This window comes from Geodermatophilus sp. URMC 63 (assembly GCF_053502565.1).
Map to the genome: position 1 here is coordinate 1,066,034 of NZ_CP199956.1, position 12,305 is coordinate 1,078,338.

Consider the following 12,305-nt stretch of genomic DNA (forward strand, 5'->3'; position numbering starts at 1 on the left):
AGTCCGGGCGCTGCCTGACGTCAGGGACGATCCGGAGCCGATCCCATGTGCGCCAGGCCAGACCTCTCACCCGGTCCATGTGTGCCCACGCCATGTCATCGACGCGGTGAGACAGGTCGGCCACAGGGTGTGACCGGCGCGGCGTCATGTGGCAGCACGCCATCCACCGGCCCGGAGCTGTGTGGTCCGGCGCCGTGGGAGTGGCGCACACCACGGCCTACCGTCACGGCCATGAGCGCGAAGGACCTCGAGGGTCGGCGGGCGATGGTGACCGGTGGCGGCTCCGGCATCGGCCGGGCGGTGGCCGCACGGCTGGCGGAGGCCGGCGCGGAGGTGGTCGTCGTCGACCGGGACGGCGCGGCCGCCGAGGACGTGGCGCGCAGCGTCGGGGGCACGCCGCTGACGGTCGACCTCTCCGACCTCGCCGCCGTCGACGCGATCGACGTCGACGTCGACGTGCTGGTCAACAACGCCGGCTTCCAGCACGTCGCGCCGGTGCACGAGTTCCCCGTCGAGGTGTTCACGGCCATCCAGCGGCTGATGGTCGAGGCGCCGTTCCGCCTGGTCCGCCGGGCGCTCCCGCACATGTACGGCCGGGGCTGGGGCCGCGTGGTCAACGTCAGCTCGGTGCACGGGCTGCGGGCGTCGGCCTACAAGGTCGCCTACGTCACCGCCAAGCACGGGCTCGAGGGCCTGTCCAAGGTGGTCGCGCTGGAGGGCGCCCCCCACGGGGTCACCTCCAACTGCGTCAACCCCGCGTACGTGCGCACGCCGCTGGTCGAGGGGCAGATCGCCGACCAGGCCCGCACCCACGGCATCTCCGAGGAGGAGGTCGTCGAGCAGGTCATGCTCGCGCCGGCGGCGCTCAAGCGGCTGATCGAGCCGGCCGAGGTCGCCGACGCCGTCGCCTGGCTGTGCTCGCCGGCGGCCACCTCGGTCACGGGCACCTCGCTGGTCATGGACGGCGGCTGGACCGCCCACTGATGGCGGACCACCTGCCCCTGACCACCCGCGGGCCGGCGGCAGAGCCCTCCGGGGGGCCGGCACCGGGCAGGGTGCCGGCCCTGGTACGGACCGCGGCGCTCACCGCCGACGGGTCCGGCCGTGCGCCGCGGGTGACGTCAGCGGCCGCGGAGTACCTGCGGCTGGTCCTCGACGACGCCGCGGCCATCGAGTACGAGGGGCCGCTGGTGCGCGCCCGGGCCGCGGGCGCCGACGCCGGCACACTGGCCGGGCTGGAGGACGTCCGGCTGCTGGCGCTGCAGGTGCGCGCCGCGTTCGCCGCCCGCCGCCGTCGCGAGTCCGAGCTCTCGGCGCTGTTCGACACCGCCAGCGACCTGGCGACGCTGCGCGGCGTCGACTCGGTGCTCACCGCGATCGTCCGGCGCGCCCGGCAGCTGCTGGGCACCGACGTCTCCTACCTGACCCTCAACGACGACGCCCGCGGCGACACCTACATGCGGGTCACCGACGGCTCGGTGTCGGCGCGGTTCCAGGCGCTGCGGCTGCCCATGGGGGCGGGCCTGGGCGGCCTGGTGGCGCAGACGGCGGCGCCCTACGCGACGGCGAGCTACTTCACCGACCCGCGGTTCCGGCACACCGACGACATCAACGGCGGCGTCCACGAGGAGGGCCTGGTCGCCATCCTCGGCGTCCCGCTGATCCGCGGGTCGCAGGTGATCGGCGTCCTCTACGCCGCCGACCGCACCGAGCGGACCTTCGACCGCTCCGAGGTGGCCCTGCTGGGCTCGCTGGCCGCGCACGCGGCGATCGCCATCGACAACGCGCGGCTGCTGGAGGAGACGCGCACCGCGCTGGAGGAGCTCTCGGCGGCGACGCGGGCGATGCGGGCGCACACCGAGTCGGTGGAGCGGGCGGCGGGGGCGCACGACCGGTTCATCGACGTCGTCCTGCGCGGCGGCGGCGTCGAGGACGTCGCCACGGCCGTGACCGAGGCGCTGGGCGGCCGGATCACCGTGCTCGACGAGGAGGGCCGGCCCACCGGTGGGGACGACGACGGCGCCGCCCTCCCGCCCGACCCGGCCGGGGCCCTGGCGCTGGCCCGCGCCACCGGCCGGACCGTGCGCGACGGCGAGTGGTGGACGGCTGCGGTCACGGTGGGCAGCGACCTGCTCGGCGGCCTGGTGCTGCAGCGGGCCGACGAGCTGGCCGACTCCGACCAGCGGATCCTCGAGCGTGCCGCGCTGGTGACCGCCCTGCTCCTGCTCATCCGGCGCACCGCCGGCGAGGCGGAGGGCCGGGTGCGCGGCGAGCTGCTCGACGAGCTGCTCACCGCGCCGCTGCGCGACCCCGACGGGTTGCGCGAGCGGGCCCGCCGGCTTGGTGCCGACCTCGACCGGCCGCTGTCGGTCGTCGTCGTCCGCGTCGAGGAGCGCTCCCGCGGCCGGGCGCTGGCCGCCGCGGCGCACCTGGCCGCCACGCGCGCCGGCCTGGCCGGTCAGCGCGACGGCCGCGTCGTCCTCTGCCTGCCCGACCTGGCCGCGGGGGAGGCGGCCGCGCTGGCGTGCCGGGAGCTCACCGCCGCGGCCGGGCGGCCGGTGACCGCCGGGGGCGCCGGTCCGGTGCACGGCCCGGCCGCGGTGGCCGACGCCTGCGCGGAGGCGGGGCGGTGCGCCTCGACGCTGGAGGCGCTGGGGCGCGCGGGGCAGTCGGCCAGCGCCGACGAGCTCGGCTTCGTCGGCCTGCTGGTGGGCGAGGGCCGCGACGTGCCGGGGTTCGTCACCGCGACGCTCGCGCCGGTGCTCGAGTACGACGCGCGCCGCGGCACCGACCTGGTGGCCACCCTGCGCGCCTGGTTCGACACCGGCGGCTCCCCCGCCCGGGCCGCCGAGGTGCTCGGCGTGCACGTCAACACCGTCACGCAGCGGCTCGACCGGGTGGGCCGGCTGCTCGGGCGCGACTGGTCGGCTCCCGAGCGCGCGCTGGAGGTGCAGCTGGCGCTGCGGCTGCACCGGCTCACCACCGCCGACGGGGTGTGAGCGGCTCCTACGCTGGTGCGGTGACCGCCGTCCTGCCCCGCCTGTCCGCGGCGGAGTGGTCGGCCCGGGCCGCGGCGCACGAGGCGCGGGTCGAGCGGTGGACGGCGCCGCACCGGGAGCGCCGGCGCCGCGGCGAGACGCACCCGGTGCTCGACTTCCTGTTCACCTACTACTCGCACGCCCCCGGCCGGCTGCGCCGCTGGCAGCCCGGCGTCGGCGTCGCCCTGGCGCCGTCGCCGGAGGGTCCGGCGCCGCACGCGGGGTGGCGCTGGTACGCGACCGGGGACGACGGGACGGTGCGGCTCGACGTCGCGGCCCTCCTCGCCGACCGGGGGGACACGGTGCGGTTCGTCCGCGACCTGCTGGCGGCGACCGCGTCGCGGCCGGCGGCCACCGGGTGCTTCGGCCTGCACGAGTGGGCGATGGTCTACCGGGCCGGGGAGCGCCGGCACGCCGTCCCGCTGCGGCTCGGGCAGGCGGGCACCGACGCCGTCGTCGAGGCCGCGCAGATCCGGTGCACCCACCACGACGCGTTCCGCTTCTTCACCCCGGACGCCGTCGGCCTCAACCGGCTGCAGCCGACTCGCGAGACGCAGGTAGCCATGGAGCAGCCGGGGTGCCTGCACGCCACGATGGACCTGTACAAGTGGGCCTACAAGCTCGGCCCCGCCGTCCCCGGCGAGCTGGTCGCCGACTGCTTCGCCCTCGCCGCGCAGGTGCGCGAGCTGGACATGCGGGCCTCCCCGTACGACCTGGGCGACCGCGGCTACGCGCCGGTGCCGGTCGAGACGGCGGAGGGCAGGGCCGAGTACGTGGCCGCCCAGCGGGGGTTCGCCCGGCGCGGCGCGGAGCTGCGCTCCCGGCTGCTCGAGGTCTGCGACGCCCTGCTGGGCTGACGCGGCCGCTGCGGGAACGTCCTCCCTCACCGCAGCGCGTCCTCCCTCACGGTGGGCGGTCGGGGAGGACGCGCGATGATCAGGTTCCCTGATCGTGGCGCGCCCCCCGCCGTCAGACGCCGTCGCGGGGGCCGGCGCCGGCGCCCACCCCCCGGGCGGCCGTCTCGCGCAGCTGCTCGACCACCCGGCCCGGCGCCGGGGTCCCCCCACCCGTGGGGGTCGCGGGACGCCGTCCGGCCCGCCGCTCGCGGAGCCGCGCGACCACCCCGGCGATGCCGCCCGGGACGAAGAAGACGACCAGCACGAACAGCGAGCCGAGCAGGAACAGCGGCTCGGAGAGCGGCACCCGCAGCCACGCGGGCAGGTCCTGCACGGCCGGCGAGGAGGCCAGGTCGGTGAGGCGGCTGTCGAGGTAGGTGTAGAGCACCCCGCCCACGACGGCGCCCCACCGGCTGCCGGCGCCGCCGAGCACCACCATGACCAGCAGGCCGAGGGTGAAGTCGGCGGTGGTGGTGCGCGGCGTGGAGCCGCCCAGCAGCAGCAGGTGCACCACCCCGCCGAGGGCGGCCAGCAGCCCGGCCAGGACGAAGACGACCAGCTTGAAGTCGTAGGGCCGCAGGCCGAGCACCTCGACGCGGCGCTCGTTCTCCCGGATCGCCTGCCACACCCGACCCGCGCGCGAACCGGTCACCCACGCCACGACGGCGTAGACGACGGCGAGGTAGGTCAGCGCCAGCCAGTACAGGTTCACCGTGTTGAGCACGCCGACGAAGGCGTCGGGGACGTTGCCGCGGTCGAGCGCCAGGCCCTCCTCGCCGCCGGTCAGGCCGCCGGGGTCGCGCAGGACGACGATCGACCCGACCTGCGCGACGGCCAGCGTGACCATCGAGAAGGCGATGCCCGACACCCGAAGCGCCACGGCGCCCACCAGCAGCGGCAGCACGACGCCCACGGCGGTGGTCAGCGCCAGCGCCGCGCCCAGGCCCCAGCCGAGCTCGGTGAGCGCCAGGTTGGCCACGTAGGTGCCGGCGGCGAAGTAGAGGGCGTGGCCGAACGAGAGCAGCCCGGTGAACCCGAACAGCAGGTCGTAGGAGAGCGCGACCCCGCCGAGGACCAGGCACAGCGCGAGCAGCTGCAGGGTGCCGGGGCCGTTGAGCACGCCGTCGAACAGGCCCGGGACCTGCAGGGTGGAGAACGGCAGGACCGCCAGGACGACGAGCACCACCAGCGGCGCCAGCCGCGTCAGCTTCCGGCTCATGCCACCCTCGCAGTCAGCCCACCGGGGCGGGTCAGCAGGACGACGGCGAGCAGCAGGACGACCGACAGGTCACCCACCCCGCTGGCCGCGTAGTAGTTGGCGAACTGCTGCACGAGCCCGACCAGGACGGCGGCGACGGCCGCGCCGGTGATCGAGCTCATCCCGCCGATGACGACGACGATGAAGGCGAAGATCAGCAGGGACGTGCCCTGCCCCGGGGAGATCGAGCCCAGGTAGACCCCGCCGAGCGCGCCGGCCAGGGCGGCGAACGCCCCGCCGAGCGCGAAGACCAGCGTGAACGCCCGCCGGACGTCGATGCCCAGCGCGGTGACCATCGACCGGTTCTCCACGCCGGCCCGGATGACCAACCCGAAGCGGGTGAACCGGAGGAAGGCCAGCACCGCCAGCAGCACGACGACGGCGCTGCCGACCAGCAGGAAGCGGTCGTTGGGCACGCTGGCGCCCAGGATCGACGTGGTGTCCTTCGCCCACGCCGGCGCGGGGAAGGGCCGCGGGTCGGCGCCCCAGACGGCCCGGACGAGCGCCACCAGCGCCAGGCTGAGCCCGACGGTGACCAGCACCTGCTCGATGTGCCGCTCGTAGAGCGGGCGGATGAGCGCCAGCTCCACCAGCGCGGCGACCAGCGTGCCCACCGCGACGCCGAAGGCGACGGCGAGGACGAACCCCCAGCCGCTCCCGCCGGCGCCGGGCAGGTTCCCCGCGGCCCACCAGGTGCCGTAGGCGCCGATGGTGAGGAAGGCGCCGTGGGCGAAGTTCAGCACGCCCATCAGCCCGAAGATCAGCGAGAGGCCGGAGGCGACGAGGAAGTACAGCGCCGCGAGGCCCAGGCCCGTCACCGCCAGCAGCACGACGGTGCTCATGCGCCGGCCTCGCCGGCGCTCGTCCGGTGCACGCGCACCCGTGGCTCCGTCCCCGGTGGGCCCACCGGCTCGCCCGCCGCGTGCGTCGTCCCGCTCGTGGCGACGCCGAGCAGCTCGCGGGCGCGGTCGGCGTCGGCGAGCAGGTCGGGGGCCGGCCCGGACCAGGCCACCCGGCCCTGGTCGACGACGACGGCGTCGGTGGCCATCCGGCGCACCACGGACAGGTTCTGCTCGACGAGCAGCACCGTCACCTCCTCGGCGGCGCGGGCGAGCACCTCGGCGACCTCGGCCACCAGCAGCGGCGCCAGGCCCTTGGTCGGCTCGTCGACCAGCAGCAGCTGGTTGTCGTTGAGCAGCAGCCGGGCGATGGCGACCATCTGCTGCTGGCCGCCCGAGAGCGTCCCGGCCAGCTGCCTGCTGCGCTGCGCGAGCTCGGGGAACAACTCGTACACCCGGTCGTGGTGGTGGGCGGAGTCGCGCCGCTCGGCCAGCGTGAGGTTCTCCGCCACGGTGAGCCCGCCGAAGACCTCCCGGTCCTCGGGGGCGTAGCCGATGCCCAGCCGGACGACGTCGTGGGTGCGCCGGCCCGAGAGCCGGTGCACGCGGCCACCGACGTCGGTGAGCTCGATCGTGCCGGTGGAGGGCACCAGGCCGAGCACCGACCGGACCGTCGTCGTCTTGCCGGCGCCGTTGCGGCCCAGCAGGGCGGTGACCCCGCCGCGGCGGACGGTGAGGTCGACCCCCTGCAGGACGTGGCTGCCCGAGAGGCGGACGTGCACGTCCTGCATGCGCAGCAGCACCGGGCGCCCGGCGGTCACAGCTGGTCCCCCAGGTAGGCCTCCTGGACGGCGGGGTCGGCGGTCACCCTCGCCGGGGTGTCCAGCGCGAGCAGCGAGCCGTGGTGCATGACCGCGACCCGGTCGGCCAGGCCCAGCAGCACGTCCATGTGGTGCTCGACCATGAGGACCGTGCGGCCCTCCTCGCGGTGCACGTCGGCGATGACCTCGGTCAGGCCGGCGACGTCCTCGATGCTCACCCCGGCCATCGGCTCGTCGAGCAGCACGACCACCGGGTCGGTGGCCAGCAGGATCGCCAGCTCCAGCTTGCGCTTGTCGCCGTGGGAGAGGGCACCGGCCAGGGCGTCGCCGCGCCGGGCCAGGCCCACGCGGGTCAGCGCCCGCTCGGCCACCTCGTACGCCCGGTCGCCGGCCCGCACCCGCTGCCACGGCCGCAGGCTGCCGCCCAGGCGGGCCTGCGCGGCCAGCCGCACGTTCTCCCGGACGCCGAGTCCCGCGAACACCGACGAGGCCTGGAAGGTGCGGCCCAGGCCCCGGCGGGCCCGGGCCGCCGGGCTCGCCGAGGTGATGTCGGTGCCGTCGAGGGTGACCGTCCCGCCCGTCGCCGGGAGCAGCCCCGACAGCAGGTTGAACAGCGAGGTCTTGCCCGCCCCGTTGGGACCGATGACGGCGACGAACTCGCCGGGGGCCACGTCGAAGCCGACGTCGGACACGATCACCGCGCCGCCGATGGCGCAGGTCAGGCCGGCCACCTGGAGCACCGGCGCGCCCGCGGGGCGGGCGGCCGGCGCGGCGCCGGCGGCGAGGGTGCTGCCCACGGCTGGTCCTCCGGGATCCTGCGTCGTCGGGGTGGTCGTGGCGGTCGTCAGGAGGTGGCGACCGGCGGGGCGACGGACTCCGGGTCGAGCGTGTCGACCAGGACCGGCACGAGCTCGCCGTCCCGCTCCTCCAGCCGCGCCTGGAACATCGGCTGCAGCAGGGCGTGGTCCTCCTCGCGGATGGTCAGCTCGCCCTTGACGCCGTCGAAGGTCCAGCCCTCGAGGGAGTCGACCATCGCGCCGACGTCGTCCCCGCCCTCCTGGAGCGCGTGCACGACCATCTGCGCGGCGGTGAAGCCGTCGGGGGTGAACAGGTCGACCTGGCCGCCGTCGGCCTCCACCCGCTCGGTCATCGCCTGGCTGACCTCGTTGTCGACGGCCTCGGCGAAGTAGTGCGACAGGTAGTCGATCTGGGTCGCCTGGGCGCCGTAGGTGGCGTAGCTGGCGCGGATGTCGAGACCGGTGACGACCGTCGTGGAGTCGAGGACGCCCTGCTGGCCCATGGCCTGCCACATCGCCGGGGCGGTCTCGCCGGCCCAGGCGACGAAGACCAGGTCGGCGCCCGCGTCACGGGCCTGCGAGGCGAAGGGGGTGAGGTCGGTGGCGCTCGCCGGGACCAGCAGCGGGGTGACGGTCGCCCCACCGCCGCCGAGGACGGCGGTGACGGCGGCGACGTTGGCCTGCCCGAAGGCGCTGTCCTGGGCGAAGACCAGCACGTCCTTGCCCTGGGCGTCGCCGATGAACGACTGCGCGGTGAGGATGTCCTGGTAGGTCTGCCGGCCCGACCGGAAGGTGTTGTCGTTGACGCCGGTGATCGCGTCGGTGGCGGCGGACCCGGAGATGAACAGGACGTCGTTCTGCTCGGCCAGCGGCGCCACCTGGGTGGCCACGCCGGAGGCGGTCGACCCGGCGAGCACCTGTACGCCCTGGCCGATGAGGTCGGTGGCCTCGGCGACGGCCTTGGCCGGGTCGCCGGCGTCGTCGCGCTCGACCACCTCGACGCGCCGCCCGTCGACCTCGCCGCTGCCGTCGGTGGCGTAGTCGAGGCCGGCCTGGAAGCCCTGCAGGTACTGCTCGCCGTAGGTGGCCAGCGGCCCGGAGGCCGAGTAGACCAGCCCCACCTGGACCGGGGACTCCTCCCCGCCGCCGCCGTCGCCGCCCCCCGAGCTCGTGGCGGTGGGGCTGCCGCAGGCGGCCACCGACAGGGCCAGCACGGCCCCCGTGGCGAGGACGGCGGTCCGGGGACGGGGACGCGACATGGCGGGCTCCTCGGGTGTGCGGCGGTGCACGGGCACTCCGGACGACGTCGTCCGGAGTGGTCTGCACCACACGCTAGAGATACCGCTCGGTACTGCCCATGGCGGTGATCACCACAGCCGTAGCGGGAGGTGTGGGTGGCGACCACACTCCGACGGCGCCCGCCGTAACGTCGGGGGGTGACCTCCGTGCGCTCCGAGCGCTGGCTGCGCCTCGACGGGACCACCAACACCCGCGACCTGGGCGGCCTGCCGACCACCGACGGCGGCACGACGGCGTTCGGCCGGGTGCTGCGCAGCGACAACCTGCAGACGCTCAGCGACGACGACGTCCGCCGGCTGGCCGAGGAGGTGCGGCTGACCGACGTCGTCGACCTGCGCACGACCGCGGAGGTGCTGCTCGAGGGGCGCGGCCCGCTGCGGGCGGTGGAGGGCGTCACCCACCGGCACTTCACCCTGCTGCCCGAGCGCGGGCACCACACCGACGTGTTCGCCGTCGAGGAGGACGAGGTCCCGGAGCTGCCCGCCGACTGGGCCGAGACGGTCCTCCCCCGGCAGACGACGGAGGCCGACGAGGTCGAGCCGCCCGCGGTGCGGGCCTACCTCGGCTACCTGCACCACCGGCCGGAGAACGTCGTGGCGGCGGTGCGGGCGCTGGCGGCCGGGAGCGACGGCGCAGCGGTCGTGCACTGCGCGGCGGGCAAGGACCGCACGGGCGTCGTGGTGATGTTCGCCCTCGCCGTGGCCGGGGTGCCCGACGAGGAGATCGTCGCCGACTACGCGATGACCGCCGAGGTCATCGACGCGCTGGTGGCCAAGCTCCGGAGCTTCCCCACCTACGCCGAGGACATGACCCGCCGCGACGTCGCGAGCCACACCCCGCGCGCGGAGACGATGCGGCGGGTGCTCCAGCTGCTGCACGAGCGCCACGGCGGCCCGCTCGGCTGGCTGGCGGAGCACGGCTTCGGCGCCGACGAGCAGGCGCGGTTGCGCGCCCGCCTGCGGGACTGAGGAAGGACCCCGTCCTCCCCACCCTCCGCACGCTCAGGGTGGGAGCCGGGACGGGGCCGGGCGGGGCCGGAGGGGCCGGTCAGGTGGCCCGGCGCGGTTCGGGGGCCGGCGGGCGGTCGCGGTGCTTGTGCAGGTACATGGCGGCGTCGGCGTCGCGCAGCAGCTGCTCGGCCACCGCGGAGGAGTCGCCGGCCTCGCCGGTGTGGACCGCGACGCCGGTGCTGGTGCCGACGTCGACGGGGATCCCGTCCAGCCGGAACGGCTCGGCGAAGGCCGCGTCCACGCGGGCGACCACGCCGTCGGCGTCGACCGGGTCGGCCAGCCGGGGCAGCAGCACCGCGAACTCGTCGCCGCTGAGCCGTCCGACCGTGTCGCCGGGCCGGATCGCCGCCCGCAGGCGCGCCGACACCTGGCGCAGGAGCTCGTCGCCGGCCGCGTGGCCGAAGGTGTCGTTGACCGCCTTGAACCGGTTGAGGTCGCAGAAGAGGACACCGACCGAGCCGGTCGCCGGGTTCGTGGCGATCGCGGCGGCCAGCCGCTCCCGGAACAGCGCCCGGTTGGGCAGCCCGGTGAGCGAGTCGTGGGTGGCCTGGTGGCGGACGGTCTCCAGCAGCCGCGCCTTCTGCAGCGCGGTGGAGGCCTGGTCGCCGACACCGCTCAGGCGGGCCAGGACGTCGGCGTCCGCGACGCCGCTGACCTCCCCCCGCGACCAGCCGGCCGTCACGACCCCGAGGAAGGTGGCGCCGGCCAGCAGCGGGACGGCGACCGCGTCGGTCAGCCCGAGGGTCGACAGCAGGTCGCGCAGGGGGCCGCTGCTGCCGGTGGCGCTGAGCGCGCGCGGCTCGCGGTCGGTGAGCATGCCGAACAGCTCGGGCACGTCCTCGGCGCGCAGTGCGGTGGCGTACATGACCGCCTCCTGCTCCCGGGGCAGCCCGGTCGAGGCGGCCGTGGCGAGGGTCGCGGCGGCCGGGTCCCACAGCATGACGGAGGCGTTGCTGCAGCCGACGACGCTCGGCAGGGCCTCGGCCACGGTCCGGCAGATCCCGTTGGCGTCGGTCGCCCGGGCCAGCCCGTGGGCCAGCTCGAGCAGCGCGCCCGCCCGGCGGGCCTCCATGCGGCTGCTCTCGAGGACCATCACCAGGTCGAGCGCGGCCGCGGCGTGGCCGGCGTAGGCGGCCAGCATGGCCCGCTCGTCGCCGAGCCCCCCGTCGCCGGCCCGCCCCAGGGCGGCCAGCCGGCCGTGGGTCCGCCGCGCCGACCGGACGTCGACCACGACGGCACCCGGACCCAGGTCGTCCCCGGCGAGCAGCCGGGCGGCCAGGGCCGGGACCTCACCGGCCGGCAGGCCGGAGCTGTGCACGAGGGGCGCGCCGCCCTGCGGCGCCGAGACGGCGAGCAGGTAGGCCGGAGCCAGGACGGCCGCGGCGGCCCGCTCGACGATGCGCGGGAGCACCGTCTGCAGGTCCCCGCCCTCGACGAGGTCGGTGGCGGCGGACTGCAGGCTGCGGACCTGGCTGCGCAGGGCGGTGATCTCCGGGTCGGCCGCCGGCGCGCCCCGGCGGCGCCACGGCCGCAGCCGGCGGTCCCAGGACAGGTGGTAGAGGCAGGCCTCGGCGCCGGAGGACTCGCACTCCTCGTGCACGACCCGCGCCGGCGCCAGCCCGAAGATCGTGGGGACCATGCTGATGAGGCCGCGGGCGTAGTCGCAGTCCAGCCGCGAGTGGACGTACCCGTCGTGCAGCTCGTAGCGGATCGTCGCCGAGGTGGCGTCGGACGAGAGCACCGTCATGGTGGACGTGGTGCTGAAGTTGGTCACCGCGCGCGGCAGCCGGGCGTAGACCTGCCGGGGCGAGCCCATGGCGCGCACGAGCAGCACCACGGTGGCGTTCATGCCGTTGCGCAGCGACTCCGCGCCCATGCGGAACATGGCGTCGGGGTCGCCGAGCACCTCGGTGGCCGCGGCGAACAGCCGGACGCGCGTGTCGTAGCCGGTCCAGGTGGCCGGGTCGGACAGCTCGGCGGCTGTGAACGGCACACCGGCCCGGCGCAGGGTCTCGGCGACGGCGGCGTCCCCGCCGTGCTCCCTGAGGTAGCTCATGAGCAGCGCCGTGGTGACCCCGGAGGTCTCCCGCGGCTCCGCGGCTGCCGCGGTCACCGGGATCCCCCGTCGGCGTCGGGACGGGGGTCGACCCCCGGGCGCACTCCACTCACGGCGGGGTCATCGGCACACTCCGGTGCCGGGTTGAGCCGCCTGCCCCGAACGGGGGACCGGGGGCGGGGCGACGATCAGGGGACCTGATCGTCGCGTGTCCTCCCTGACCGCCCACGGTGAGGGAGGACACGCTGCGGTGAGGGAGGACGGCCCGGCGAGGGCCGGCACCCCGGAGAG

Annotated in this window: 10 protein-coding genes; 4 read left to right on the forward strand and 6 right to left on the reverse strand. The window is 75.9% G+C overall.

Annotated elements, in window-relative coordinates:
* Positions 1–231: 231 nt before the first annotated feature.
* The 3 genes from ACWIZO_RS05235 to ACWIZO_RS05245 are packed head-to-tail and all read left to right on the forward strand — an operon-like array spanning position 232 to position 3,895.
* Positions 232–984, forward strand: a complete 753-nt coding sequence (locus tag ACWIZO_RS05235) for a 3-hydroxybutyrate dehydrogenase (RefSeq protein ID WP_448641451.1) — start codon at positions 232–234, stop codon at positions 982–984.
* Positions 984–2,999 carry a helix-turn-helix domain-containing protein gene (locus tag ACWIZO_RS05240; protein ID WP_448641452.1) on the forward strand — a complete coding sequence of 672 codons (2,016 nt, stop codon included), beginning with the start codon at positions 984–986 and terminating at the stop codon, positions 2,997–2,999. The genes ACWIZO_RS05235 and ACWIZO_RS05240 overlap by 1 nt, the downstream gene beginning before the upstream one ends.
* A gap of 20 nt (positions 3,000–3,019) precedes the next feature.
* Positions 3,020–3,895: a 3-methyladenine DNA glycosylase gene (locus ACWIZO_RS05245; RefSeq protein WP_448641453.1), complete on the forward strand. Its 876-nt coding sequence runs from the start codon at positions 3,020–3,022 to the stop codon at positions 3,893–3,895.
* Between the two features lie 112 nt (positions 3,896–4,007).
* On the opposite strand, the gene ACWIZO_RS05250 is transcribed toward ACWIZO_RS05245, so the two are convergent.
* Genes ACWIZO_RS05250 through ACWIZO_RS05270 form a run of 5 tightly spaced genes read right to left on the reverse strand, consistent with a single transcriptional unit; the run spans position 4,008 to position 8,908 of the window.
* Positions 4,008–5,153 (reverse strand): branched-chain amino acid ABC transporter permease, encoded by a 1,146-nt coding sequence (locus tag ACWIZO_RS05250; protein WP_448641454.1) that lies wholly within the window; start codon positions 5,151–5,153, stop codon positions 4,008–4,010.
* Positions 5,150–6,034, reverse strand: coding sequence for a branched-chain amino acid ABC transporter permease (locus ACWIZO_RS05255; RefSeq protein WP_448641455.1), 885 nt, complete (start codon positions 6,032–6,034; stop codon positions 5,150–5,152). The genes ACWIZO_RS05250 and ACWIZO_RS05255 overlap by 4 nt, the downstream gene beginning before the upstream one ends.
* Positions 6,031–6,852: an ABC transporter ATP-binding protein gene (locus tag ACWIZO_RS05260; protein ID WP_448641456.1), complete on the reverse strand. Its 822-nt coding sequence runs from the start codon at positions 6,850–6,852 to the stop codon at positions 6,031–6,033. The genes ACWIZO_RS05255 and ACWIZO_RS05260 overlap by 4 nt, the downstream gene beginning before the upstream one ends.
* A complete protein-coding gene (locus tag ACWIZO_RS05265) occupies positions 6,849–7,649 on the reverse strand; it encodes an ABC transporter ATP-binding protein (protein WP_448641457.1) in 801 nt (266 codons plus the stop codon). The genes ACWIZO_RS05260 and ACWIZO_RS05265 overlap by 4 nt, the downstream gene beginning before the upstream one ends.
* Before the next feature lie 47 nt (positions 7,650–7,696).
* On the reverse strand, positions 7,697–8,908 hold the full coding sequence (locus ACWIZO_RS05270; RefSeq protein WP_448641458.1) for a substrate-binding domain-containing protein: 1,212 nt from the start codon (positions 8,906–8,908) through the stop codon (positions 7,697–7,699).
* Between the two features lie 177 nt (positions 8,909–9,085).
* Here ACWIZO_RS05270 and ACWIZO_RS05275 point away from each other — a divergent pair, with 177 nt between their 5' ends.
* Entirely contained in the window at positions 9,086–9,916 is an 831-nt protein-coding gene (locus ACWIZO_RS05275) for a tyrosine-protein phosphatase (protein WP_448641459.1), read from the forward strand.
* 79 nt (positions 9,917–9,995) lie between these two features.
* On the opposite strand, the gene ACWIZO_RS05280 is transcribed toward ACWIZO_RS05275, so the two are convergent.
* Positions 9,996–12,071 carry a diguanylate cyclase domain-containing protein gene (locus ACWIZO_RS05280; protein ID WP_448641460.1) on the reverse strand — a complete coding sequence of 692 codons (2,076 nt, stop codon included), beginning with the start codon at positions 12,069–12,071 and terminating at the stop codon, positions 9,996–9,998.
* Between the last annotated feature and the right edge of the window lie 234 nt (positions 12,072–12,305).